We start from the raw sequence: 26,525 nt of genomic DNA, 5'->3' as shown, positions 1-26,525 counted from the left end.
GCATCGCAGAGCCAGCTCGGTTCGACATTTCAAACTCGGCATAGCCAGGATGTTTTCCATGATGCGACGACGAATGATCATCGCTTTCCTTGCACCTGCAATAGCTCTTTTTCTCGGGTTTCTGGTGCTTCCGACGGCAGGTGCCTTTGGCCTCAGCTTTTACAGCACTTCGGGTTTTGGCCAAGACCCGCTGTGGGTTGGAATGAACAACTATAAATCACTGTTGACGGACAGCGTCTTCTGGACCGCCAACCTTAATATGTTCGTAATCCTGATAGTCGGCGGCGTCTCGGTTTTTGGTCTTGCCTTTCTCTTCACCGTGCTCATCAACTCGGGAATTTGGGGAAAGAAGTTTTTTCGCGCGCTTATTTTCATGCCCAACGTGATCGCTGTGGTTGCCATCACGACCTTCTGGTCCTTTGTTTTCATGCCGCGTTACGGTCTTCTGACAAGTTTTCTGAAATCGCTCGGATTGAACCAACTGGCTTCAATCTCATGGACCGCGCCGGAACATATGTTCTGGTCGATGATGATCGGACTTGTGTGGGTATCCGCAGGCTTCTTTACAATATTGATCCTCGCAGGCGCGGACAAGATTCCGCCTGAAATGTACGAAGCCGCCCGGCTTGAAGGCGCGTCGGATTTCCAAATGTTCCGCTTCGTCACGGTGCCGATGATCTGGGATGTGATCGTTATAACTTTGGTCCTTTGGGCAATCCAAGCAATCAAAATGCTGGAATTTCCCTATGCATTCGGTGGTCCGAACATCGACCAAAATCTGTATACCCCTTCAATTTATCTTCTGATCATGGGGTTTGGTCAGCGCCAGCCGGTCTACGCGCTCGGATACGCAACGGCGATCGGCGTGATGATGTTCATATTCACGATCCTTGCCGTCTTCGTGTTTCGCGTCGCGCTTCGCCGTGAACGTCTGGAATATTAGCGCCTTTCAAATCACAGAGACGACCAGATCAAGTAAAGTGACGAGGATCGAGCTCCACGCGCGGGCGATCGACCTTGTACTAACCAAGCAAGATAAAGAATACGACCAATATGGTCTGAGAAAGCTTTAGAAAAATGCTTAGTATTGTTTCGCAATTTGCCTCCATCAAGCGCTGGAAACGACTTGTTGCTTATTTTTTCCTGGGTGGACGGTCGTTGTTCACGACCTTCTTTGTGGTCTGGATAGTCACTGCCTCCCTCAAGAATAATCGTGACCTATTCCGTAGCCCCTGGAGTATTCCACTTGATCCAGTATTCGAGAACTACGCAAAGGTTTGGATTGCGAACCGTTTCGGCAGTTACTTCCTCAACAGCATAATGGTTGTTTCCGCCTCCGTTGCAGGGTTGCTGCTTGTTGCCGTCCCGGCGGCCTATGTCCTCAGCCGTGGCCATTTTCGCGGAAGAGAGACGATCTCGAACTTCTTTGTTTTCGGCATGGGTGTCCCTTACCCTCTGCTTTTTGTCCCCCTGTTCGTTATCATGACGCGTTTGCGCCTTGGGGACACGCTTACCGGTCTGTCCATCGTCTATATCGCCCTCTCCCTCCCATTTACGATCTATGTGCTGACAGGTTTTTTTTCATCGCTACCAAGCGAATTGGAATCCGCTGCCGTTATCGATGGATGTTCCGACTTCCAGGCTTTCCGGCACATTATGTTGCCGCTGGCAATGCCGGGAATTGCGACCGTCGCGATCATGAACTTCGTTGGATTGTGGAATGAGTATCAACTTTCACTTGTGCTGTTGAATAGCCCGGACAAGCGAACGCTCTCACTCGGGATCTACGCACTGGTCACGTCGATGCAATATTCCGGCGGCGATTGGGCCGCCCTCTTTGCGGGAGTGACCATCGTTATGGTTCCGACAATTATTCTATTCGCCGTTGTTTCAGAGCGCATGATCGGGGGCCTCACGGTAGGCGGCGTCAAATGAGGATGATCCCATGACTGTTATTGAGATGGCGTCGCTGAAATTACCAAGTTCGAGGTTAGGTGAGCCGGACAAACTTCCCACATTTCACTGGCAGCAACCAATACCTGTCAATTCGACGCCGGAAAATCGTGGGCTAAGCGACGAAGAGAGCGCGCATGGCTTTCAGTGGGGCGATTCCTCAATCCTTCCCTACAGGGTCCTCAACGACTATGACCGTTCACAACGGCCGGGTACGCTTGAAGCGATCCGGATCGAAAATGATCACCTGAGGCTGAGCGTGTTGCCCAAACACGGCGGACGCGTGTTCGAGTTTTACGACAAACGCCTTGAACGCGATCTTGTATTTCGAAACCCGGTTTTTCAACCAGCGAATCTGGCCGCTCTCGGCGCCTGGTTTTCAGGAGGCATCGAATGGAACGGACTGATTCCGGGCCACACTCCCTTCAGCTGCGCTCCTGTTTTTGCTGAGCGACTTGAAACTGAACGCGGGCCGATTCTTCGCTTGTTTGAGTTCGATCGCGTCATAGAAGCGGCTTGGCAGATCGATCTGTTTCTACCACCCGACGGGGATCAGGTTTACGTCCACGGTCGAATAGTAAACCCGGATTCGCACGAGAAGCTGGCTTATTGGTGGACCAACGTGGCTGTACCAATGAGCTCTGGTCTGCGCGTCCTCAGTCCAGCCGACTACTCGATCGAGCATGTCCTGCCGGGCAATGAGTTGGCTCGCTTCGACTTTCCGCATGGCCATGGTTTCGATGGCTCGTATCCGGAAAACTGGCAGAATGCGACGTCGGTTTTCTTCCGTAAGCCGCAAGCTGACCGGCGCTGGATCGCAGCGCTTGATGCATCCGGCGTAGGCCTTGCCCAAACATCCACACGGGAATTGCGCGGTCGCAAGTTTTTCTATTTCGGGGAAGCAAGCGGGGGCCAGCACTGGATGGACTTTCTTTCCCTCGACGGCGAAGGACGCTATCTTGAAATTCAGTCTGGCATCACACCGACACAGAACCAGCGCTTCGTGCTTCCCGCTTCGGGGATAGTCGAGTTTACGGAATGCTTCGCATCACTCGTTGGGGACGCCCATGATGTGCATCAGGCTGATTATGCAAGCGCCTGTGCTGCCACAGCTAGGCTCGTAGAGCGGCGATTTGATGAAGCTGACTTTGCAGACGTAGATGCATTCCTACGCAAAGTCGCCTCAACGCCTGGCAAGAGGCTTCAGTCCGGATCCGCCTGGGGTATGCGACATGAGCGATTGACCGGCAAGGCAATCGCAAAGGGGCTGAATTTCGACGTGGAGGCCCCGGTCTCGCCCTGGGACGAACTCGCAAGTGGCAGCGGGTCCTCTCAAAAGTCTCTTGAGGCTATTCCGGATGATTTCGTTGTTTCGCCGCGATGGTGCGCAGCCCTGTGCGAAAGTGCAGAATCTCAGGGGCAAACGTGGCTCCATTCCCTGGTGTTAGGCATCGCCGCATTGGATGACGATCGATATGAGGAAGCACGAGCTCTTTTTTCACAGTCGATAGCGATCAAGCCGACATGGTTGGGCGAGCGAAATCTGGCATTGCTGGCAGATGACCAAATTGCCGAGGAACACTATCGACGAGCGTGGGCTCTACCAGGTGCGCCGCCGTCGCTTGCCGTCGAAATTGTTGAATTTCTCCAGCGGCTTGAGCGTTTCAATGCGCTCAATGCATTTATCAGAACCCTGCCGGCACCCGTCCTCACACAGGAACGTATTGAAATTGCTCGAGCAATATTGGCGTTGCGACAGAGCGACTTCGACACACTCCAGACCATACTCGAGCGCCAGTTCGCAACCATTCGCGAGGGCGAAACGACGCTTGATGAACTGTGGCAGGGTTTACAGATTGGCTTGGCGATGGAGCGGCTCGAACGCGAATTGTCAGGCGAAGAAGCCGCCGCAGTACTCCGCTCAAACCCACTACCAAAGCATCTCGACTTCCGAATGCTGGCTGCGTCACAACCAGCATCATCAAACAAGGATCAAAACGACAATCATGGGTGATGTAACACTGCAGAATATTCGAAAATCCTATGGCGCCGTGGAGATCATTCGCGATGTTAGCCTTGAGATTTCGCAGGGTGAGTTCGTGGTTCTGGTCGGCCCCTCGGGCTGCGGCAAGTCGACCTTGCTACGTTGTATTGCCGGACTTGAAAAGATAGCCGACGGCAAGCTGATCATTGATGGAGAGGACATGACGGCGGCTACGCCTTCCGAACGTGGCGTGGCCATGGTGTTCCAATCCTACGCGCTTTATCCCCATATGACGGTTGCCGAGAACATAGGCTTTGGCTTGAGAATTGCCGGCACGCCAAAGCCGGCGATTACAGAAAAAGTGCTCGACATTTCGAAGCTTCTCAAGCTTGACCATCTCCTCCACAGAAAGCCGAAGGCGCTGTCGGGCGGGCAGCGTCAGCGGGTCGCTATCGGTCGCGCACTTGCGCGCAACCCGCGTGTCTTTCTGTTCGATGAACCGTTGTCCAATCTTGACGCGGCTCTTCGCGCGGAGATGCGGGTCGAGCTGGCAAAGCTCCACCACCGGCTTGGAAGTACGATGATATATGTCACGCATGACCAGGTTGAAGCCATGACGCTGGCAGACCGTATCGTCGTCATGCGCGATGGCCGCATCGAGCAAGAGGGACGGCCACTCGATCTCTTCAACAAACCCGTCAATAAATTCGTGGCGAGCTTTCTGGGGCAACCCCCCATGAACTTTATCGAGGTCGAAAGTATAGCACGCGATGTCAACGGATCCGTTGCCGAGTTCAAGGACGGCAGCACGATCCGTTTGCCCCAAATGACCGCGACCATTCCTCGTTCGAAGATCACATTGGGAATCAGACCCGACGACTTTGTCATCGGTTCGACGGATGGGTTCACCTTTCGAACGGAAGTGGTCGAACATCTCGGGGACGAGACACTTTGTTATGGCGTCGTCTCGGATGGTCAGCCGTTGACGGCCAAATTTAAGGGACAAGCTCCAATCAAATCCGGTGAAATCTTATTGTTGTCAACCAATGGGAAACATATCCATCAATTTGATCTCGAAGGAGCGGCAGTTTAGCAAACTAAAGAGGAGGGAATTACTGAAATAATGGAATTATTTCATCAGTAACCTATTATAAGAGGATAATACTATGGAGCTTCTTTATAATTTTATAGCGGCACTATGGATGGTGTATTCCGGACAGACTTCCACACCTCCCGCGGCTCAAGCGCAGCTGACGCCAACGTTCACGCTCAGTCATGGCAAACCAGTTCCTAACGGTATTGTTAACGACATACCTGCGAGCGTGTTCTTTGATGACACAGGAAAATTCCATGTAACTGATTCACTGTCTCAATACAGCCCATACCAACAGGATAATCATGATCATACATGGCGCTTTCTTACCGGAAAGGACTTTGACGGTATAAATGCGAACATAGGTTTGGCTCGGGATAATATCACCGTCCAAAATACGACAATTCTATGCGATTTTAGCCCCTATTCCATCAGCCATCCCAACGCAAAAGTAGACAAGACATTCGACATTACTACGCAGAATGGCATAGGCGCCTTTAATGTTAGTCTTCAGGCCTACGCGCCTGTAATCAAGGCCGCGCTCTTGAAGAAGGGCATTGCGACCGTCGACAGCGACTTCGAAAAAACTGACGGGGGTTTTAAAAAATTAATCGACAGAATAAATGATCAAAAGGTAACAAACTCTGCGCAGTTGTATACATATTTGACGAACCAGAATGTGAAATTCAAACAATACGCAAGCGGTTACAACTATAACAATTTTTGTACTTTGACAGGCCTTTGGGTGGATCCGGATACTGCCGACTGGTATGGGCTGGTTCACGAGGAGCATTTTGGAACATATCCCAGGATGGACGCGATAGAATATGCAAGGTCGCAGGATCATGGGAAGACGTGGACGATCCTGGCGCCGATCATCACAAGCCCTTTTCCTTATTACGGTGTCACTAGCACTCTAACGGGTGTAGACAAGACCGACCCATCCCTCAAGGGATCGTACTATTACGGCGATGGTGATCCTCGGCTCGTGGTCGACACCCGATCGGGGTATTTCTACATGTTTTACTCGGCAAGGATACAGCCCGGATTTAGCGACCATATATGGGAATTTGTTGCCCGCGCGCCGATCAAGGACAAGATGAGGCCTGACTCCTGGAAAAAGTGGTATAACGGAAAATGGGAGGAGCCCGGTGTTGGGGGCAAGGAGAGCAATCTGATACCGATTACTGCTGAGAACGCCCTTGGTTACAGCACCAAGGAATATGATCCTGTAAAAGCCGGGACCCCGAACCAACTCGGCTACGTTCCTTCCGATCTCAGGGTGATAAACGTTTCCTGGAATGCCTTTCTCGGCAAATATATTGGCACGCCTGATCGGTCCGGGATCGACGCTGCCGGGCCCGATGGCAAGAAACCTCTTCCCTTTTATGTAAGCGATGACCTTGCCACTCAAAGATGGACCATGGCCGGCGAGTTTGCAGACTATAAGACAAGGAGCTGGTACCGATGGATGCTGGATGATAAAAGCAAGACGTCAAGCCAGGTAACCGGAAAGACCTTCCGGTCATATTGCTCACACGAATGCTCTGAAAATAGCGGTGCCGAATACATTCCCGTGACAATCACGTGCAATGCGGGGATACCCTGCGCAGGGAAGGAACCGGTAGTTTCAGGTTCCGCATACAAACTGGAAAATCAGGGCGGCTTTGGCCTCCTCGGTTTTTCTGGAAACAAGTGGATATTTGAAGCCACGGATGATGGCTTTTTCCGTATCCAGGATTTGTACTCTAAACGTTATCTGAGCATTTCGGATCGCGCGACAACGGCGGAATTCGAAAAATATGCTAGCAACGGGCTGGCCGGACCTGGCAATACTGGATTGCCAAGTAGCTCGCCATTGTTAACGTCGGCATCAGCCTCCGATATCGGCTATGGACTGCCTGGACCTGCCGCGGATTCAACGACCAAAACATCCGCCATCCCTGAAAACGCAACGGCCGCTTCCAAATGGCCGTCACGCCGATGGGGTGCGGTGGTCAGTCTTGCTGACAGTGCCACCTATACCAATATCGACAGTGGAGCGACTGCCACAGCTTCACAGGATGATAGCAATCGCAATAGCCTAGCTCAACAATGGTACTTGGAGCATGTGTCGGGAGTTGGCAACGAAACGCTATATCGGCTGATAAACAGGTATAGCGGTTTGGCGTTCAGTTTTTCCTACGGCTTCGGCTTAATGGCTCCGGTCCGAGACTGGGATGCGACCTCGCCTGCATCCATAACCGTTTGGCCGGCAAACAATCAGCTGCTTAGAATTACTCCTGGCAATTGAGACTTGGCAACGGGGGCGGTAAAGCTCGCATCTATTGCGGCGAAAACCGGCCCCCGTTCCTTCAACGGCCAAGGTTTCTTGGCCTTCAGATATCTCGAAATAACTCTCGCGCGCCAAAGAGCTTCACGAAAATTTAAGCCCTTGCGGAACACATATGGAACAGATAGTGTCTGTTCTGGATTTGTTTCATATTTGGGGTCCGGCAATATGTTGACGCGCAAACAGCAGGAACTGCTTCTTTTCATTCACGAACGCATGAAGGAATCCGGCGTACCGCCCTCCTTCGACGAGATGAAAGATGCATTGGATCTTGCGTCCAAATCGGGAATTCATCGGCTGATCACTGCGCTCGAGGAGCGCGGCTTTATTCGCCGACTGCCGAACAGGGCGCGTGCGCTCGAGGTCATCAAGCTACCGGAAGCTTATAATTCCAGCCTGCAACCGCGGCGCGGCTTTTCGCCGAGCGTCATCGAAGGCAGCCTCGGAAAGCCTCAGCTTGTTCCGGCATCCTCGAAGCCTGCCAACGACGACAATGGTAATTCTGTTTCGGTTCCAATGATGGGCCGGATTGCTGCCGGTGTTCCAATCTCGGCGATCCAGAACAACACCCACGACATCTTCGTGTCCGCGGATATGCTCGGCGCCGGCGAGCATTATGCACTTGAGGTCAAGGGTGATTCTATGATCGAGGCCGGCATCTTCGACGGCGACACGGTTATTATCCGCAATACGACGACTGCCAGCCCCGGCGATATCATCGTTGCGCTTGTCGATGATGAAGAGGCAACGCTAAAGCGCTTTCGCCGCAAGGGCGCATCGATTGCGCTTGAAGCCGCCAATCCGGCTTATGAAACACGAATCTTCGGGCCAGATCGGGTCAAGGTTCAGGGGAAGCTGGTGGGATTGATCCGCCGCTATCACTGACTGGTGGCGACCCGGTCGATGAAGCAAACGTGCCTGTACGCCAATCATAGGCGCGATGGCGGTTCCAAGGTCGTTCGACGCTCGGAAAGGCAACTGTAATAGAAGGATCTTCTGATAGGTCCATCTCGACCGAGCCGGTTCTTCTTAAGCCGGCAGCGGTGAAGATTTTTGCTCCGGAACGACATCGGTCGAGACGCAGCCGCGCGGGTGTGACGACGATGTCCGCGGTCTCGCAGGCCGGGCCAAGATAGCCAGCATCGTCGATGGTCACGAGTATCTGGCCGTTGTCCAGTATAGCGGCACACCAATCCTTGCCGTGGCAGGCAAAGCTGCCTGGTGGGACCTGATCGAGGGCTGCTTCGATCGCGTGTCGCAGTGTCCTTTGCTGTTCGGCGTCAAGGGTCAGCCGGGGAGAGCCCGGCTTGCGTCGGCCTGAGGGCGTGGTGTCGTCCTTCGGAAGCATCTTCGGTGGTTGCTCGTCAAACACTGCGAGGCCGCTTTGCCATTGTTTGAAGGTGAAATCCGGCGGTCGTTCGCGATTGGGTTCGAGTCGACCGTCATGAAAGATTGCCACCAGTTCGCCATCCTCCGAGATCAGCAATTCCGGCTTCAGCGCCCGGGGCATCAGCGCAACCGAGGCAATAGAGAGTGCAATCAGCAATGCGCCGGCGTGGCGCAACCTAGTCCTTAGGATCGTCATCAGCAGGAAGCCGGCGATGATGACCGGGAAAAACCACCCTGGCAGCCGCGCAAAAGGGATATTGCCGCCCCAGGCAGCGACGGTCTTGGCGACAAAGATCACGAGATCGAGCCCGAACCCGGTTATTTTCCAGGGATAGTAGTCGAGGCCGAAGGGCATCAGAAGCGTAGCCAGCATCCCCACAGGCATGACGATAAAGGAAACGACCGGCATCGCGGCAAGATTGGCGACCAGACCGTATGTTGCCAATCGATGAAAGTGCTCGATGGAGAAGATCGCGGTCGATGCCCCGCCGATGAACGAGGTCGACGCGATGCCAGCGAAGAAGCGGGCAATAACTGCAATTGGCCTAGACCCTGGCAGAGCCAGGAAACGGCGCTCGCGCATCGGTCGGCGCGTCCAGAGCGAGTAGCCTGAAACAAGCGCCAGTGTCGCTGCGAAAGACATCTGAAAGCTTGGCCCGAGCGCCTCCGATGGCGACAATATGAGAATGGCGATAGCCGACAGCGCAACGTTGCGAAGGCTGACAGACGACCGATCGAAAAGCACCGCCACCAGCATGATCGCCATCATCACGAATGCGCGCTCGGCCGATACGCCAAAGCCGGAGATGAAATAATAAGCGGTCACCGTTACCAGCGCGCCGAGAGCTGCGATCTTCTTAGTCGGCCATCGCTGAGCGACGCCCGGAAACAGGCTGAGCGCATAGCGCATACCGACATAGAAGATGCCGGCTGACAGGGCCATATTCAGTCCAGAGATCGCAATGATGTGGGCCAGGCCTGAAACCCGCAACGCCTCCGTCGTCTCCTGCGAGATGGCCCGGCGCTCGTCATTGACCAGCGATGCGGCGAAAGCACCGGTGTCACCGGGAAGAATTGCGCGGATGCGGTCGCCGATGCTACCCCGCAACGCAGCGAGCCAAAGATCGAATTTCGCAAGGAACGGGCGATCGCTCACATCACCGGCCGGGGACAATAGGTCCGGCTGGCCGTAAAAGAAGCCGTTGGCGCCGATGCCGTTAAAATATGCTCTGAACGCAAAATCGTTCATCCCCGGCAAAGCCGGTCCCGCCGGCGGTGTGAGGCGCGCCTTGCCGCGAACGAGGTCACCCAGATCAAACGGAACGTCCTGGCCGCGGGCGAGAATGGAGACCTTCTCGGGCGGACGGTGCACCGCTGGCGCATCGGTTGCGACGACGTCGATGATATATCGCCAGCGGCCTCGATCATCGATCTCCCGTCGCTCGACGCGGCCCGTGACCGTTGTCGTCACAGGTGAGTCCAGCATGATTGTCGCGGCGCTCCAGGTTTGCCATTGAGCCAGAAGCATTCCGGCAAGAACTAACATACAGCAAAGAGAAGATGACGCAGTGCCGGTCCGGCTCGGCGTTGTATCAGGAGACTTACGGAGAAAATCAAAAAACCGGCGACAATCGCTGCAAGCGGTGGATCGACGCTTGCGGCAAACCATGCTATCGCGCCGCTGCCGATATAGACGGGCGCGAACAGCAGGGCGCGTCCATAGGCGGCTTCCTCAAGAAGAAGGCAAGCGGTTGCCGCACGTGAAGACAGCGCAGCGAGCCTCAGTCGGAACTGAAGTGCTACGTTTTCCTGCGTCCGGGTGGCCTGGGTCGCGTTGATAATCGGAGCGACGGGCCAGGCACGCGGCGTCCCTGCAAAGGCCGAGAAATCTCGCTGCCTCACCTTTACGTCAGGCGCCTCCAATTCCGACATTTCCGTCTTGCGCCCCGCATATAGCAGTCCATTTTCCCGTGAAATTTGCAACCTTTAATCGAGAATTTCAACTAAAATCGATTAAATCTTTCTTAATTGCTACCCTGCCTCGCTATCGAGCCATCGAGGGCTGCAAATGCCGAATTGTCACGATTTTTCCAATGCTCAAAAGTTGATACCGCAATGCACAAATAGGCGTCAGGGTAACTTGGCATTAGCGTCTGGATCATATAGCTAATCGTGTGACGCTTAACCATTTGGCGCTTTTTGTGGCGCCAACCCGCCAAATCTTGGAGGATCAGCATGACGGAACAAAGCGCGAAACTGACTTGGGGTGATAAGACGGTCGACCTGCCGGTCAAGACCGGCACCATCGGCCCCAGCGTCCTTGATATTGGTGCCCTTTATAAGAACACCTCATCGTTCACCTACGACCCGGGCTTCACTTCCACCGCGTCCTGCGAGTCCAAGATTACCTATATCGACGGCGACGCGGGCGTGTTGCTTCATCGCGGCTATCCGATCGAACATCTCGCTGAGAACGGCGATTTCCTGGAAGTCTGCTACCTGCTGCTTTACGGCGAACTACCGACGGCAGCACAGAAGAAAGACTTCGACCATCGCGTCGTGCATCACACGATGGTGCATGAGCAGATGTCGCGCTTCTTCACCGGCTTCCGCCGCGATGCGCATCCCATGGCCGTCATGTGCGGTTGTGTTGGCGCGCTGTCGGCCTTCTATCACGACTCCACCGACATTACCGATCCGCATCAGCGTATGGTCGCAAGCCTGCGCATGATCGCCAAGATGCCGACGCTTGCCGCGATGGCTTACAAGTATCACATCGGCCAGCCCTTCGTTTATCCGAAGAACGACCTCGATTACGCGTCGAACTTCCTGCGCATGTGTTTTGCCGTTCCTTGCGAGGAATATGTGGTCAACCCGGTGCTTGCTCGCGCCATGGACCGCATCTTCATCCTGCACGCCGACCACGAGCAGAACGCGTCGACGTCGACGGTTCGTCTCGCCGGCTCCTCGGGTGCCAATCCGTTCGCCTGCATCGCGGCCGGCATTGCCTGCCTCTGGGGCCCGGCTCACGGCGGCGCCAACGAGGCCGCCCTGAACATGCTGACAGAAATCGGCACGGTCGATCGTATCCCGGAATATATCGCTCGCGCCAAGGACAAGAACGATCCTTTCCGCCTGATGGGCTTTGGCCACCGCGTCTACAAGAACTACGATCCGCGCGCGAAGATCATGCAGAAGACCACGCACGAAGTTCTTGCCGAACTTGGCATCAAGGACGATCCGTTGCTGGACGTTGCAATGGAACTGGAACGCATCGCGCTGACGGACAGCTACTTCATCGAGAAGAAGCTTTATCCAAACATCGACTTCTACTCCGGCATCACGCTCAAGGCCCTCGGCTTCCCCACGACCATGTTCACCGTGCTGTTCGCTCTCGCCCGCACTGTCGGCTGGATCGCGCAGTGGAACGAAATGATCGAGGATCCGGAGCAGCGCATCGGCCGTCCACGCCAGCTCTACACCGGCGAGCCGCAGCGCGACTACGTGCCCGTCTCGAAGCGCTGAAGCGCGAAGACATGAGAAAACGAAAACCCGGTCAGAAATGGCCGGGTTTTTTTCTTGAGAGCACATCGAGAACCACTGATGCGGCCTTTTCGCCCGGTGGTCGCTCCGTCTGCATTCTCTGCCATACGAGGTCGAAGCCTTCTATCATTGCCTTGCGCTGCAGCGTGTCGCTCGACAAACGTTCGAGCCAGCGCGCAAGCACTCCCGGCCGCAACATCTCGTTGATCTGCTCCGGCACGAGAATGTAGTCAGCGATCAGGTTCGGCAATGCAGCGGTCCAGGCCTTGATCCGCTTGTGCAGCATCTTGACGATCCAATCGGTGCTATAAGTCGAAACGACAGGAACGCCGGCGAGACCCAATTCCAGGATCACAGTGCCGGACGCGGCGATCGCCGCATCGGCTTCGGCAAATGCCTGCCATTTTGCGGCTGGGCCAACGACGATCTCGGGCTTGTTCTGCCAATCCGCAACCAGACTGCGCACCTGTTGCTCGCGACGCGGAACCGTCGGCAACAGATAACGGATTGAGTTGTTTCGCCGGCTAAGTTCCGTCGTTGCGCTTTCAAACACCGGCAAAAGGCGTGTTATTTCCGAAGCGCGCGACCCCGGCAGAAGCAGGATGGTCTTCTCATCCCCGGGGTTCGGCAGCGGGCGAAGTGCGCGCTGGCGACGGGTCTCGAGCAGCGAAATATCCGTCACCAGCCGGTGACCGACATAGGTGGTTGGCGGACCGCCGAGACGTTGCATCACGTCGGGCTCAAAGGGCAAAATAGCAAGGACGTGATCGACATAGGAGAGCATCTCCTGCGCCCGATATTCCTTCCAGGCCCAGACGCTCGGGCACACGTAGTTGATGATCGGCAAGTCCGGCAGGGCCTTGCGAACGCGTTTTGCGACGCGGTGGGTAAAGTCCGGACTATCGATGATAACAAGAACATCGGGTTGTGCGGCCACGATGGCGGCAGCCGTCTCGCGAATGCGGGCGATCAACCTTGGCAAGCGGGCGAGCACCTGCGTAAAGCCCATGAGCGATAATTCAGAGAAGTCGTAGAGCGATCGCAGTCCCTGCGCCTCCAGTGCATCGCCACCGACGCCGATCAGCTCGAGCGGACCTGCATGCTGCTGCTTCAACGCCGCGACCAGATCGGCGCCCAGGAGATCGCCGGAGACTTCGCCGGCAATGATCGCGACTTTCAACGGCGCTCCGGTCACGTCAGTTCTTCCGCGTTCAGTCCGCGATCGATGCCATAGACGAACATGCCCGCCTCGTCCGCAGTCGCGATGACGGCCTCGCGCTCAAGAATAAGCGCGCGGCCAGCTTCGAGGGCAACGCCGGCAAGGCCTGCCTTCTTGGCATTGAGAATGGTCGAGAGGCCTATGGAAGGCAAATCGGCACGGACGTCCTGCTGCGGCTTGCATAACTTGACCAGCACGCCGCGGCGCCTTGGAGATATCCGGCCTTCGGCTCTCAACGCTGCCACGCGCTCGATCATCTGGTCGGTTCCCTCGACACCCTCCAATGCCACGATGCGGCCACCAACGCTTACCGCGCCCTGCCCCACATCAAGGGTTCCCAGCGCGTCGGCCGCCTTCGAGGCTTGCGATATATCCCGCATGTCGTCATCGGATGGGGAGTGCCGTCCGAGCGGACCGGTGACGGCCAGAAGATCGGGAGCAATCTCGTGCGCTCCGATCACCCGGCGTCCCTTACCCTCAAGCAACTTGATGACCATCTGCAAAACAGCATCGTCGCCGCCTGACAACAGCGTACGAACGACGCCCGGCATTTTCCTCAGCGATTGCCAGGTCGGCCTGATCTCGCGCCATTCAGGCCTCCGGCGGACACTGCCGGACATGACGATGCGGTGGACGTCATATGTGTCGAAGACGGTCTGGAAACCGGCAAAATCGCCAACGCCGAGCACGGCGTGATCATATGCCGTCCAATCGCGATCGGCTTCATTCTTCAAGACGATGATGACAGGATTTTCGCCGGCGTGGCGAGCAGCCGCGGCAACATAGGTCGGGAGATATCCGCTGCCGGCGATGATCGCCAGCCTGCCCTTGCCGTTTTGGCCGTCCGCGATCACCGTCAGCCTTTCTGCCCCCGGTTTGGAGATGAAAGCGCGCGATCGCTGTCGGCGGCGATGAAATCAAGGATCTGCATTGCTTCCTTGCAATCAGCATATTCACCGCGGATGGAAGCGGCATTGTCCCGGATCGAGCCCTCACCTTCAAAGATGGCTTTGAAGGCACGGCGCACCCTGTGGATGACGGCGCGTTCGACCCCTGCACGCGTCATGCCTACGACGTTCAAGCCGCCCAGAACACCAGGATTGCCATTCAGCATTCCATAAGGGATCACATCGTAGCTGACGGCCGACAAACCGCCGATAAAGGCGTGGCGACCGACGCGCGTGAACTGGTGAACGGCACAGCCACCGCCGAGGATGGCCCGGTCTTCGATGACGACGTGGCCGGCAAGCATGACGTTATTCGACATTATGACGTTGTCGCCGACGCGGCAGTCATGGGCGACATGCGAATTGGCGAGAAACAGATTGTTGTTGCCGACGATCGTTTGACCACCGAATTCAGCGGTCCCGGTATTCATCGTCACGCCCTCGCGGATCGTGCAGTTGTCACCGACGGTCAAGGTCGTCTCTTCACCGCCATGATGCACGCTCTGCGGATCGCCGCCGACCACAGCCATCGGAAAAATCTTTGTGCCTTGGCCGATCGTGGTCCGACCTGTGACGACGGCATTGGTGAACAGCACGACGTTATCGTGAAGTACGACTTTCGCACCGACGTAGCAGAAGGGGCCGACAGTAACGCCCTCGCCGATCGTGGCGCCGTCCTCGACGACGGCCATCGGGTGAATTCGGGCGCCCTTTGCAATCAAGCTCATGCCTCTTCCTTGCGTACGATCATCGCGCCGATATCGGCTTCGGCAACCTTGGCACCGTCCACCTTCGCATCGCAATGAAACTTCCAGATGTTGCCGCGCTGCTTCTGCTTCACGACATGAAATTCGACCCGGTCTCCCGGCACCACGGGCTTGCGGAAACGCGCATTGTCGATCGTCATGAAATAGACGAGGTTACCCGTCTCGCCATCCTTGCGGGCGCAAATGGCACCAGCCGTCTGCGCCATGCCTTCAATCAACAACACGCCGGGCATGATCGGCTGGCTCGGAAAGTGACCCGTGAAATGCGGCTCGTTGACGGTGACGTTCTTGATGCCGATCGCCGAATTGTCCCCGTCTATCTCGATGATCCTGTCGACCAAGAGAAAGGGATAGCGGTGCGGCAGGAGCTTCATGATTTCGACGATTTCCGCCGTTGCGAGCGAGCCCTTAACGTTCTCAGTCATCTTGCCTCACCCCGTCTTTTTTCTTGCGGTTTCCGGATTTGGCCATGATTTCCGCCAGCTCCCTCAGGAAGTCTTTTATCGGACGCGCAGGCACACCGCCATAGCGCCCGCCCGGTGGAATATCTGTGATGATCCCGCTGCCCGCCGCGAGCTGGACGCCATCACCTATGGTGATATGACCAGTCACGCCGGCTTGTCCACCGATCTGGACACCGTTACCAATTTTTGCACTTCCAGCGATGCCCACCTGGCTGACGATGGCACTATGCCGCCCGATGCGGACGTTATGCCCAATCTGAACCTGATTGTCGATCTTGGTGCCTTCACCTATGACCGTGTCGTCCATCGTGCCTCGATCGATCGTCGTATTGGCGCCGATCTCAACATTGTCCTGGATGATGACCCGCCCGATCTGGACGATCTTCAGCATGCCGCGCGGGCCTGGCGCGTAGCCAAAGCCATCCTGCCCGATACGTGCGCCGTTGTGGATTATGACCCCGTTCCCGACCAGTGCGCATAGAACACTGGCACCGGCGCTGATCGTGCAGTCTCGGCCGATCTTGACATCAGCACCAATCACGGCGCCGGCACAGATGCGGGTGCCCTCGCCGATCTCTGCATTGGCACCGATGACCGCCATTGGCTCGACCACGACGTTCGGCTCAAGCCTCGCTGTGGGATCCACGAATGCGGACGGTGAAATCGCCTGTGCCTCGGACGTCAATTGCGCTGGACGCATCGCATCCGGATGCAACAACGCACCGGCGATGGCAAACGCCGCGTGCGGGCTCGACGAAAGGATGACTGGAATATGAGGAGGAATGAGCGACTTCAACGTCGGATCGCAAATGATCGCCGACGCATGACAGGTCTCAAGCTCGTCCTTGTTCTTACGGGAAAGGATATAGCAAACGTCGCCGTCGACAGCCCGGTAGACGGGTGAAACCGACCGGACAATCCTATCCGCAGTCGCCTCGTCGGCAAGTTCCGCCCCAAGATGATCGGCCAGCGCACGCAGGCTGACGCCATCATGGGGCGGGAAAAAACAATTAGGTTCCATCAACAACAGCTCCAGAACGGTATTCTATCCCGCAGTTCTGGACTGCCGATATCAGAACTGGTTCGCGATGCCAAACCGGAAATTCTGAGTCTTGTCGTAGTCTTCCTTCATGACCGGAACCGCGTAGTCCACACGGATGACGCCGAAAGGCGATGCCCAGATCAGACCAGCACCAACCGAAGCGCGGATAGTGCTGTCGTTATGAAGGATGTCGCCGAACAAGTCAGCCTTGTTGCCGTACAAAGTGCCGGCATCGGCAAAGACTGCAGCACGGAGACCGACGTCCTGCGGAACACCCGGCATTGGCATCGTCGCTTCAGCAGAAGCGGTGAAATAGGTCGTGCCACCGAGCGGATCGCCATTCGAAGAACGAGGACCGATACCGGAATTCTCGAAGCCGCGAATTTCACGACCGCCGATCATGAACTGGTCGAATACGTTGAGGTGATCGCCTGTCGGGATAACGTAGCCGGCGCCGACCGTCAGCGAGCCGATGATATCTGCCTCGTCGCTGATCGTCTGATAGTACCGAGCCTTGCCGCTGATCTTGTAGAATTCAGAGTCTCCACCGAGGCCGGCGAACTCATGGGTGATCTTCCAGATCAAGCCTTCGCGCGGCAGGTTCTGATCGTCCAGCGTGTTGTATGTGAATGTCTGCGAAACGCTCGACTGCGTCCAAGGACCATTCTCCACGAGGTTCTGGTAAGGAGCAGAAAGGTTGTCCTGCCAATCATTCGTACCGTCGTAGTGAAGCTTCTTGTAGTTGTAGCGAAGCGTCGTTGCCAGGTTCTCCGTAATCGGAGCAGTCACGCGCAACGATATGCCTTCTTCGCTATAGTCGTAAAAATCGTCGCTCGACGTCTGGTTCTTGAAGATGTCGAAGCCGGCTGCCAGGCGGTAGCCGAGGAAGTAAGGCTCGGTGAACGAGATGTTGTACGTGCGGTTGCCCTCGGTGCCGGCACCGACTGCCAGGCGAATGTACTGGCCGCGACCAAGGAAGTTCTTTTCCTCGATCGAAGCTTCAAGAATAAGACCGCCATTGTTGCCGACCGAATAGCCTGCACCGATGCCGAACGAGCCGGTTGGCTGGTCTTCGACGTTGACGATGACGACGACGCGGTCCGGAGCACTGCCGGGAGCGGTCGTGATATTCACCGTCGTGAAGTAACCGAGAGCATCGAGACGACGCTTGGCGCGCGTGATCATTTCCTGGTTGAAGGCATCGCCTTCGTTCAGGTCGAACTCGCGGCGAATAACGTAGTCACGGGTACGGGTGTTGCCGCGAATTTCGATACGCTCGACATAGGCGCGCTCGCCCTGGTCAACCAGGTATTCAACGCCGATCGTGTTGTTCGAGAAATTGCGATTGCCGCGCGGCGTCACACGAGCGAACGGATAACCTGCCGCCGCGACACGCTTGGAAATGTTCTCGATCGAAGTCTGGATTTCCTTGGCGCTGTAGGTGTCGCCTGGATGCGTGACGACAAGACCCTTGAGCTCGTCGCCATTGATACCGTCGACAGTCGAAACGACGCTGATATCGCCGTACTTGTAGCGCGGACCTTCTTCGAGCGAGAAGTTCATCGTATATGCGTTGGTCTGCTCATCCATCGTCGCATCCGAGGACACGATGCGGAAATCGGCATAACCGTGATTGTAGTAGAACTGGCGCAACGCATCTTCGTCCGCATGCTGCTTTTCAGCGCTGTAGACGTCCTTGCGGGTCAGGAAAGAAAGGAAATTGGTCTTCTTGGTTGCGATCACAGCCGACAGGCGACCGTCACCATAGGCCTGATTGCCGGTGAAGTTGATCTTGTCGATCTTGGTGCGATCGCCTTCGTTGATCACGAATGCAAGATTCATGCGGCCGGGAGCAACCTCGGCGGTCTGTGTCGTCACCTGGACTTCGTTGCGGCCGATGACGGCATAGGCGTCCTTGATCGTCTTGATGTCGGCCTGAACCTGGGCTTCGTCATATGGACCGGCAGCATGGGTCTTGACGATGCCCTGCAGCTTGTCGTCCTTGATCTTACGGTTGCCGTTGAAGACGACCGCATTGATCAGCTGATTTTCCTTTACGGAGACGACCAGCGTGCCGCCTGAAACCGTCACATGCACATCGGTAAAGTAACCGGTGGCGTAAAGCTGCTTCACGGATGCATCGATATCGCCGCTCGAGAAGGCCTTGCCCGGCTTGATGGTGATGTTGTCCCTGACTGCGTCGGCGCCGGTGCGCGAAGCACCGCGCACATCGATCTTCTGAATCACAGCAGCCTCTGCGACCGAGGCAGAAGCAAGAGTCATGACACTCGCACCAGAAGCAACAACACCAGCAGACAGCGCAACCGCCGATACTGCGTTCAAAAACCTTGAACCAGCCTTCATTTTCACTTCTTACCTTTTTTCAGTCGTCACCCAGGTCGAGAGAACTCGATTCCGGCTACGTGTGTCGTTTTACCCGCTTTTGACATACAAGCAAGGTAGCAAGTTAATTTCTGTTTACTTCATTTCGAAACGTGACCCATTCGCCACTACCGCTTTGAAACATCGTAAATAAATCGTTATTTCCCTGCTCTCAAGTCATCAGCCAATCAGGGCACTAATATCGTTCCAGGTTGCAAAAACCATAAGGGACAACACCATGACCAGTCCGATGCGAAACGCGATGTCCTGAGCGCCCGCACCGAGCGGTCGTCCCCTCACCGCCTCAATCGCATAGAACATCAGATGGCCGCCATCAAGTACCGGAACTGGCATAAGATTCAATAAACCGATGGAAACGGACAGAACGGCGGCGAGCTGTAACACGGCCGCAACGCCGAGCGAGGCCATCTGGCCGGACGCCTGGGCCACCCGGATCGGTCCGCCCAACTGGTCAGCCTTCATGTAGCCACCCAATAGATTGCCGATATAATCAAAGGTTCCGGTGACGATATGGCCGGTTTGCCTGACGCCTTCGCCAAGCGCCTGCAACGGCGTGAAGGTCTGCTGGCGGAAGTGGCCGACCTCCTGGTTGGTCACGATGCCAATGATGCCGATTTCCATCTTGTTACCGAACTGGTCGGTCATGACAGTGGACTGCGGGACCATCGGGAGGTCGTGCCTTTCGCCGGCGCGCTCGACGGTGATGACGATGTGATGCCCAGGGCGAATGCTGACATAGCGGCGCACGTCGTCGAACGTCGTCACCTTGCTGCCATCGATTGCCACCAGCAGGTCGCCCGGGAGAACGCCGGCCTGCGCAGCAACGCTGTCAGGCTTGACCTCCGCGACGACGGGATCGGCGACCGGGCGGCCGTAGATCGAGAAAAGGACCGCGAAGATGGCGATGGCGAGGATGAAATTCGCGATCGGACCCGCCGCGACGGTTGCCGCCCGCTTCCACAACTTGGCGCCGGCGAAGGATTGTTCGCGCTCCTCGTCCGTCATCTCGGCCAATTTTTCCGCGTCGGGTTTGCTTGACGCATCCTCGTCGCCAAAGAAACGGACATAGCCGCCGAGCGGAATCAACGAAAGTTTCCAGCGGGTCCCGTGCCCGTCGGTGAAACCGGCGATTTCCGGTCCAAATCCGATGGAGAACGCCAGGATGCGGATGCCGGAAAGCCGACCGACGAGATAGTGCCCCATCTCATGAACGAAGACGAGAAGCGAAAGCACCAGCACGAATGGCACGATATAGCCCGTCAAGAAGCCGAATATGCCAGTCAAGCTAGCCATGGAACGATCCCGTCCGATTTGATTTCAGACACCAAGCAGCACGCCGCCCAGTGATACAGTTTCGCCGTCAGTTGCCAACGAAAGTACGATAGCCAACAAGAACGCCGCAAAACAAGCAAAAATTAGTCCGTCGACCCGGTCCATGACGCCGCCGTGGCCGGGAATGAGATGACTTGAGTCCTTGACGCCAAAACGACGCTTGACGAACGACTCGAACAAGTCGCCTGCCTGACTGCAGACCGACAGCAGGAGTGCTATGCAGGCAACCCTCAAGCCGATGCCGGGAAAAAAGCTCCAGACAACCGCGGTGCCGGCAATGACTGCAGCTATCGCTCCACCAATTGCGCCCGACCAAGTCTTGCCGGGCGATATGCGCGGCGCGAGTTTCGGGCCGCCCAGGGCACGCCCAACGAAATAGGCAAGGATGTCTGTTGCCCATACGGTCGCGAAAACGAAGAGCATGACCACGAAGCCGAGGAGATCGTCATCGCGAATCTCTGCAAGTGCTATTCCCATCAGGCCCGCGTAGAGGATGCCCGCAGGAAGCCACCAGCTTTTGCGCCGGATAGCCACAAGTGCCGCCGTCATAACGACAAACAGCAGCAACGCGCCAACCGAGTAGGCGGGCTGCTCCATGAGCGTCGTCGCAGCAATGACGACTATTCCGAGCCAGCCAATCGCGTGCCCCTGCGGGTCGCGTTCATGCAAGCCTGTTATAGCAGACCATTCATAGTAGATCAGCAGCGCGATCGCCGAGGCAAGCAGCTCGAACACGACGCCGCCGTACCAGGTGGCCGCAAGGACGACCGCAGCGAGTACTATGCCGGAAATGATGCGGAGCCTGAGTTCTCGGCTCATCAGGACCCCACAGCGGCCGCAGGCTTGACGGACAGGCCGCCGAACCGACGATCGCGCGCGGCATAGCGTTCGAGCGCAGACAGAAAAAGGTCGCGGCTAAAGTCAGGCCAATAGTCCGGCATGAACATGAATTCGGAATAGGCAGCCTGCCAGAGAAGGAAGTTGGACAGGCGCTCTTCGCCGCTCGTCCGGATAATAAGGTCCGGATCCGGAATCCCCGCCGTATCAAGCCTCGCATCGATAAGCGCGGGGGTGATGTCCTGAGCGCGGAGGCGACCTGCCTCCACGTCCTTTGCAAGACTGATGACCGCACGCCCGATCTCGTCCCTCGAGCCGTAGTTGAAAGCAATGACCAGTGTCAGTGCGGTATTTGCCCGCGTCGTCTCCTCGGCCTCGATCAGGAGAGGTAGAATATCGCTGCGCAAATTGTTGCGGTCGCCAATGACGCGAATCCGGACATTCTGACGGTGAAGCTCAGCAAGGTCGCGGCGAATGAACGCTTTCAGAAGCCCGAGCAGGTCAGTGACCTCGGTTTCCGGACGGCGCCAATTCTCCGAAGAGAACGCGAACAGGGTCAGATATTTAATGCCGACATCACCAGCGGCGCGCACAGTCTCGCGTACCGCTTCCACGCCCTTGCGATGCCCCATCGTGCGCGGCAGGCCGCGCGCACTGGCCCATCTGCCGTTGCCATCCATGATGATGGCAACATGCTCAGGCACGGTGGAAAAAAGAAGATCTGACATATGGGTCCGGTTTTCGTTCGCCGACGGGACGATAGGCAAGCTTCATTAAACCTGCATGATTTCCTTTTCTTTCTCGGCTAGCAAGCGGTCGACGTCGGAAATCGTCTCGTCCGTCATCTTCTGCACGCGTTCCGAAAGCGAACGGCCCTCGTCCTGGCCAATCACGCTGTCCTTTTCGGCTTTCTTGAGGCCATCCATGCCGTCACGTCGAACGTGGCGGACGGCAACCTTTGCCTTCTCGGCATAGTCATGGGCGACCTTCACCAGCGAGCGGCGGCGCTCTTCGTTGAGCTCGGGCAGCGGAATACGCAGGTTCTGGCCATCGATGATCGGGTTCAGGCCGAGGTTCGATTCACGGATGGCGCGCTCAACGGCGCCGACCATCGACTTGTCCCAGACCGAGACAGCAAGCATACGAGATTCAGGAACCGTTATGTTTGCCACCTGATTGAGCGGCATGCGCGAACCGTAGGCGTCCACGGTCACGGGATCGAGAATATTGGGCGACGCGCGCCCGGTACGCAAAGACGAGATATCGCTCTTGAACGCAGAAATAGCGCCATCCATGCGCCGTTTCAGTTCCTTCAGGTCAGTTGCATCACTCATGTCATAACTCCCGTAGCGATGGCGGCAATTGGCAAGCCCTGCGTCGCCTTTATATATGTCAATTGTCAGACACGATGGTCTTGCGGCCACCACCGGTCAAGATTTGTGCGAACCCGCCCTTCTCGTGGATCGAGAAGACGATGATCGGAATGGAATTCTCCCGTGCAAGCGCGACCGCTGCCACGTCCATCACTGCAAGGCCTTTTTCCAGGACCTGGCTGTGGGTCAAATGCTCGTAACGCTCCGCATCGGGAAACTTCTTCGGGTCGGCCGAATAGATGCCGTCGACCTGCGTACCCTTCATGATCGCCTCGGCGCCCATCTCGGCGGCTCGCAGGGCGGCAGCAGAATCGGTTGTGAAGAAGGGATTGCCGGTTCCTCCGGCGAAGATGACCACGCGGCCGAGGGAAAGATGATAGAGCGTCGCGCGCTGGGAGAAGCTCTCGCAGATTTCGGGCATGGCGATTGCCGACAGCACCACGGTATCGATGTTCAGCTTGCGCAGCGAGGTCGCCAGCGCCAGAGCGTTGATGACGGTGGCGAGCATGCCCATGTGATCGCCGGTTACCCGGTCGCCGCCCTTCGACGCGACTGCAACGCCACGAAAGATGTTGCCTCCGCCGACTACGACGCCGACTTCGACGCCCATTTCCCGGGCTTCGGCGATATCGGAAGCAATCCTGTCAGCGACGGTCACGTCTATGCCGAAGCCCTGGCTGCCCATCAGAGCTTCGCCGGAGGCCTTGAGCAATACGCGCTTGTAGAGAGGCTGGGACATCGTGGCTCCTCGGGTAATTGTCAAAAGCCGGATACACGAAGGGCACCGCGTTGTCACGCGATGCCCTGAGTTTTCCCTAGGTAAGCTCCCGACAATCAGCCCTTTGCGACGGCTGCAACTTCTGCTGCGAAGTCGGTCTCTTCCTTTTCGACGCCTTCGCCGAGCAGCAGGCGCGCCATGCCGGTAATTTCGATGGCAGCGCCAGCTTCCTTTTCAGCTTCCTTGAGGGCAGCTGCAACTGTCAGGTCGGGGTTGATGACGAAAGCCTGCGAGAGAAGGGCGACTTCCTCGAAGAACTTGCGCATGCGGCCCTCGACCATCTTTTCAATGATGGCTTCTGGCTTGCCGGATTCGCGCGCCTGCTCGATGAAAACGTTGCGTTCGCGTTCCGCGACAGTGGCATCGACTTCTTCAGAGCGGATGGCCAGCGGGTTGGTTGCGGCGATGTGCATGGCGACCTGGCGGCCGATGGAGGTCAGGACGGCCTTGTCGCCGACCGACTTCAGGGCGACCAGAACGCCGAGCTTGCCGATGCCGTCGCCGGCAGCGTTGTGAACGTAGGTCGCAACGACGCCGTGCTCGACCTGGAGCAAGGCCGAACGACGCAGCGTCATGTTTTCGCCGATCGTGCCGATCGCGTCCTTGATCGTATCTGTCACGGACTTGCCGGTTGCCGGATAGATCGAAGCGCCGATGGCTTCTACCGTGCCGTCTGTGTTCAGGGCAACGGAAGCAACGCCGCGAACGATATCCTGGAAGGCATCGTTACGGGCAACGAAGTCGGTCTCGGAGTTCACTTCGACGATGACAGCCTTATGGCCAGCGGATGCGATGCCGATCAGGCCTTCGGCAGCCGTACGGCCGGACTTCTTATCGGCCTTGGAGATGCCCTTGGCGCGCAGCCAGTCGATCGCAGCTTCCATGTCGCCGGCGGTTTCGGTCAGCGCCTTCTTGCAGTCCATCATGCCTGCGCCGCTCTTTTCGCGCAGTTCCTTAACGAGTGCTGCCGTAATTTCAGCCATTGTTTGCCTCTTGTCGGTTCATACGGTGCGCTGACGGCATAGGCCGGCGCGGCACCCGGTTTGAGGGACGAAATGTACCCATATGCGTGACAGCGGTATGAAACCCGCGCCACACGGAAACTTTCGGTCGGGAAAACGCCTCGAAGGCGCCTTCCTTTAAAACAGGTAAGGCCGCTGAAACTTGCTCAAGTCACCAACGGCCTATTCCTGAATTTCAGTCGCAGTCAGGCGGGACGGACCCGCCTGCCGCTCGATCAATCAAGCCTGCGGCGCTTCTGCTACGACTTCTTCTTCCAGTGTCGGCTCGACGGGAGCTTCGAAGGAAGCGCCGAGGTCACGGCCGGAAGAGCTCTGCTGACGAGCGATGCCATCGATGGCAGCGCGCGAGATCAGGTCGCAGTAAAGAGCGATGGCGCGCGAAGCGTCGTCGTTGCCCGGGATCGGATAGTCGATCTGATCCGGATCGCAGTTCGAGTCGATGATGGCGACGACCGGGATGCCGAGGCGCTTGGCTTCGTCGATCGCGATCTTTTCCTTGTTGGTGTCGATGATGAACATCAGGTCCGGAGTGCCGCCCATATCGCGGATACCGCCGAGAGCCTTGTCCAGCTTTTCGCGTTCGCGCTCGAGGTTGAGGCGTTCCTTCTTGGTGAAGCCCTGGGCTTCGCCGTTGAGGATCTCGTCGAGCTTGCGCAGGCGCTGGATAGAATTCGAGATCGTCTTCCAGTTGGTCATCATGCCGCCGAGCCAACGCGAGTTGACGTAGTACTGCGCAGAACGCTTTGCGCTGTCAGCGATGATCTCGGATGCCTGACGCTTGGTGCCGACGAACAGAACGCGGCCGCCACGGGCAACCGTGTCGCTGACGATCTGCAGGGCGCGGCTCAGCAAAGGAACCGTCTGTGCGAGGTCGATGATGTGGATGTTGCTGCGGTCGCCAAAGATGTATGGCTTCATCTTCGGGTTCCAGCGGTGCGTCTGGTGGCCGAAGTGAACGCCAGCTTCCAGAAGCTGACGCATAGAAAAATCGGGCAATGCCATGCCTGTTTACTCCTTTTCCGGTTGAACCTCCGCAAGGCGAACAGCGTCCTCTTCGAAAACGCCACCGGGCGGAACGGTCCGGATTTCTCCCGGACAATCCCATGCCTTACGTGTGGAATGCGGCTGGCCATACCTTTCCTTCGCAAGGAAAGCAAGCCGAGTTCGAGAAAAAGTGCCCTTTTGGCTACTTACAGGCCTTGGCGTCCAGCAGTTCAAGCTTCGTCAGCTTGCCGGTCAGCACGAAATCGCCGTAGTCCATGGTGAGGTCGCGCGTAATGCCGTTCTCGTAAAGCTTGAAGGACATGCGATAGACCGGCGTCGCATCGCCCCGGCTCTTCTCGTTGAAATAGGCGACCGTTACCGGCCAAAAAGATGCCTTGGCAAACTGGCCGGCCTTGTCGGCATCCGCGTCGTCGGAGGCCGGAGCTTCCTGCTTGCCGACCACGGTCGTCGCAACCAGCGACTTGTCGCCGTCGTCCGAGCCGTCGAAGACACGAGCTTCGAAGAAGTTCTTGCCCAGCTTGGCATTATTTATGATGTCGAGCATGTGTTCGGTCGGGAACCGGCTCTCGGCAATATCGACTTCCTTGGCAGACGGCTGCGTCAGCTCGACCTTCAGGCCTTTCTGATCATCTGCCGCGGCCCCTCGGACGTCCTTGTCCAACTGCTCGTCGGTGAAGGATTTCGTCTCGAACTTGAAGGTTCGCTTCGTCAAATCCTCGAACGTCGTGGTCTGCTGATCGCTGAGGCGCGTCGAATCGCCGGTGTCAATCTGCGTCACGAAGCGGAAATTGGTGGTGAACCCGGTGCAATCGGAGCCATTGAACTCATAGACCATGCGACCGTACATGCCGGCAATCCCGGAGCGGTCTGTTGCGTCCTTGAGTTCGAGGTCGTAGACGGCGCGGTGGGCAACAAGGCCGCTTGGCCCGGCGGCAAGAACCACCGATGCGGGCAGACAGGCAAAGCTCGCGCCCGATACAACAACAGCAGCAAGACTCGAGCGGAACATTCATTATCTCCTGTTGGACTCACACATGATGTT

Annotated in this window: 23 protein-coding genes; 7 read left to right on the top strand and 16 right to left on the bottom strand. The window is 56.8% G+C overall.

The genetic code is table 11. The features are described from left to right. The first annotated feature begins 73 nt into the window (after window positions 1–73). The 6 genes from CPY51_RS21195 to lexA all read left to right on the top strand — a co-directional run bounded on the left by CPY51_RS21195 (window position 74) and on the right by lexA (window position 8,247). Window positions 74–943 carry a carbohydrate ABC transporter permease gene (locus CPY51_RS21195; RefSeq protein WP_195909587.1) on the top strand — a complete coding sequence of 290 codons (870 nt, stop codon included), beginning with the start codon at window positions 74–76 and terminating at the stop codon, window positions 941–943. A gap of 134 nt (window positions 944–1,077) precedes the next feature. Continuing rightward, window positions 1,078–1,935: a carbohydrate ABC transporter permease gene (locus CPY51_RS21190; RefSeq protein ID WP_111162203.1), complete on the top strand. Its 858-nt coding sequence runs from the start codon at window positions 1,078–1,080 to the stop codon at window positions 1,933–1,935. 10 nt (window positions 1,936–1,945) lie between these two features. Continuing rightward, window positions 1,946–3,967 carry a DUF5107 domain-containing protein gene (locus CPY51_RS21185; RefSeq protein ID WP_111162202.1) on the top strand — a complete coding sequence of 674 codons (2,022 nt, stop codon included), beginning with the start codon at window positions 1,946–1,948 and terminating at the stop codon, window positions 3,965–3,967. Then, on the top strand, window positions 3,960–5,030 hold the full coding sequence (locus CPY51_RS21180; protein ID WP_111162201.1) for an ABC transporter ATP-binding protein: 1,071 nt from the start codon (window positions 3,960–3,962) through the stop codon (window positions 5,028–5,030). The genes CPY51_RS21185 and CPY51_RS21180 overlap by 8 nt, the downstream gene beginning before the upstream one ends. Before the next feature lie 73 nt (window positions 5,031–5,103). Then, window positions 5,104–7,323: a hypothetical protein gene (locus CPY51_RS21175; protein WP_111162200.1), complete on the top strand. Its 2,220-nt coding sequence runs from the start codon at window positions 5,104–5,106 to the stop codon at window positions 7,321–7,323. A gap of 207 nt (window positions 7,324–7,530) precedes the next feature. Beyond that, on the top strand, window positions 7,531–8,247 hold the full coding sequence (gene lexA, locus CPY51_RS21170; protein ID WP_111162199.1) for a transcriptional repressor LexA: 717 nt from the start codon (window positions 7,531–7,533) through the stop codon (window positions 8,245–8,247). On the opposite strand, the gene CPY51_RS21165 is transcribed toward lexA, so the two are convergent. Both CPY51_RS21165 and CPY51_RS33515 read right to left on the bottom strand, forming a co-directional pair. After that, the gene (locus tag CPY51_RS21165; RefSeq protein ID WP_244598741.1) at window positions 8,201–10,279 is read right to left on the bottom strand and encodes a ComEC/Rec2 family competence protein; all 2,079 of its coding nucleotides are present in this window, start codon (window positions 10,277–10,279) and stop codon (window positions 8,201–8,203) included. The genes lexA and CPY51_RS21165 overlap by 47 nt on opposite strands. Before the next feature lie 11 nt (window positions 10,280–10,290). Further along, on the bottom strand, window positions 10,291–10,683 hold the full coding sequence (locus tag CPY51_RS33515; protein ID WP_244598740.1) for a hypothetical protein: 393 nt from the start codon (window positions 10,681–10,683) through the stop codon (window positions 10,291–10,293). Window positions 10,684–10,986: 303 nt separating this feature from the next. Between CPY51_RS33515 and gltA the strand changes: the two genes are divergently transcribed. Further along, on the top strand, window positions 10,987–12,276 hold the full coding sequence (gene gltA / locus CPY51_RS21160) for a citrate synthase (protein WP_111162198.1): 1,290 nt from the start codon (window positions 10,987–10,989) through the stop codon (window positions 12,274–12,276). Between the two features lie 31 nt (window positions 12,277–12,307). Here gltA and lpxB read toward each other — a convergent pair whose 3' ends face one another. The 14 genes from lpxB to CPY51_RS21090 all read right to left on the bottom strand — a co-directional run bounded on the left by lpxB (window position 12,308) and on the right by CPY51_RS21090 (window position 26,492). After that, window positions 12,308–13,489: a lipid-A-disaccharide synthase gene (gene lpxB, locus CPY51_RS21155; RefSeq protein WP_111162197.1), complete on the bottom strand. Its 1,182-nt coding sequence runs from the start codon at window positions 13,487–13,489 to the stop codon at window positions 12,308–12,310. After that, entirely contained in the window at window positions 13,486–14,367 is an 882-nt protein-coding gene (locus tag CPY51_RS21150; protein WP_111162196.1) for an LpxI family protein, read from the bottom strand. The genes lpxB and CPY51_RS21150 overlap by 4 nt, the downstream gene beginning before the upstream one ends. 2 nt (window positions 14,368–14,369) lie before the next feature. Then, window positions 14,370–15,188 carry an acyl-ACP--UDP-N-acetylglucosamine O-acyltransferase gene (gene lpxA / locus CPY51_RS21145; RefSeq protein WP_111162195.1) on the bottom strand — a complete coding sequence of 273 codons (819 nt, stop codon included), beginning with the start codon at window positions 15,186–15,188 and terminating at the stop codon, window positions 14,370–14,372. Beyond that, window positions 15,185–15,652: a 3-hydroxyacyl-ACP dehydratase FabZ gene (fabZ, locus tag CPY51_RS21140; RefSeq protein ID WP_111162194.1), complete on the bottom strand. Its 468-nt coding sequence runs from the start codon at window positions 15,650–15,652 to the stop codon at window positions 15,185–15,187. The genes lpxA and fabZ overlap by 4 nt, the downstream gene beginning before the upstream one ends. After that, a complete protein-coding gene (gene lpxD, locus CPY51_RS21135) occupies window positions 15,645–16,712 on the bottom strand; it encodes a UDP-3-O-(3-hydroxymyristoyl)glucosamine N-acyltransferase (RefSeq protein WP_111162193.1) in 1,068 nt (355 codons plus the stop codon). Before lpxD ends, fabZ begins: the two co-directional genes overlap by 8 nt. A 51-nt stretch (window positions 16,713–16,763) precedes the next feature. Next, entirely contained in the window at window positions 16,764–19,097 is a 2,334-nt protein-coding gene (gene bamA, locus CPY51_RS21130) for an outer membrane protein assembly factor BamA (RefSeq protein WP_111162192.1), read from the bottom strand. Window positions 19,098–19,295: 198 nt separating this feature from the next. Next, the gene (gene rseP, locus CPY51_RS21125) at window positions 19,296–20,429 is read right to left on the bottom strand and encodes an RIP metalloprotease RseP (RefSeq protein WP_111162191.1); all 1,134 of its coding nucleotides are present in this window, start codon (window positions 20,427–20,429) and stop codon (window positions 19,296–19,298) included. Window positions 20,430–20,453: 24 nt separating this feature from the next. After that, window positions 20,454–21,287: a phosphatidate cytidylyltransferase gene (locus CPY51_RS21120; RefSeq protein WP_111162190.1), complete on the bottom strand. Its 834-nt coding sequence runs from the start codon at window positions 21,285–21,287 to the stop codon at window positions 20,454–20,456. Further along, window positions 21,287–22,066, bottom strand: coding sequence for an isoprenyl transferase (locus tag CPY51_RS21115; protein WP_275540490.1), 780 nt, complete (start codon window positions 22,064–22,066; stop codon window positions 21,287–21,289). Before CPY51_RS21115 ends, CPY51_RS21120 begins: the two co-directional genes overlap by 1 nt. Window positions 22,067–22,078: 12 nt before the next feature. After that, window positions 22,079–22,639, bottom strand: coding sequence for a ribosome recycling factor (frr, locus tag CPY51_RS21110; protein WP_111162188.1), 561 nt, complete (start codon window positions 22,637–22,639; stop codon window positions 22,079–22,081). A gap of 58 nt (window positions 22,640–22,697) precedes the next feature. Then, complete coding sequence (gene pyrH / locus CPY51_RS21105) at window positions 22,698–23,417, bottom strand: UMP kinase (RefSeq protein WP_111162187.1); 720 nt, start codon at window positions 23,415–23,417, stop codon at window positions 22,698–22,700. A 95-nt stretch (window positions 23,418–23,512) separates the two neighbouring features. Further along, the gene (tsf, locus tag CPY51_RS21100) at window positions 23,513–24,439 is read right to left on the bottom strand and encodes a translation elongation factor Ts (RefSeq protein WP_111162186.1); all 927 of its coding nucleotides are present in this window, start codon (window positions 24,437–24,439) and stop codon (window positions 23,513–23,515) included. A 258-nt stretch (window positions 24,440–24,697) separates the two neighbouring features. Continuing rightward, window positions 24,698–25,480, bottom strand: coding sequence for a 30S ribosomal protein S2 (gene rpsB, locus CPY51_RS21095; protein WP_111162185.1), 783 nt, complete (start codon window positions 25,478–25,480; stop codon window positions 24,698–24,700). A gap of 184 nt (window positions 25,481–25,664) precedes the next feature. After that, the gene (locus CPY51_RS21090; RefSeq protein WP_111162184.1) at window positions 25,665–26,492 is read right to left on the bottom strand and encodes a cell envelope integrity EipB family protein; all 828 of its coding nucleotides are present in this window, start codon (window positions 26,490–26,492) and stop codon (window positions 25,665–25,667) included. Window positions 26,493–26,525 lie beyond the last annotated feature (33 nt).

Source organism: Arminella tubonensis (genome assembly GCF_003240585.1).
Taxonomy (GTDB): Bacteria; Pseudomonadota; Alphaproteobacteria; order Rhizobiales; family Rhizobiaceae; genus Rhizobium; species Rhizobium tubonense.
Note: the sequence above shows the minus strand (reverse complement) of the source record. Positions and strands in the feature narration are given on the sequence as shown.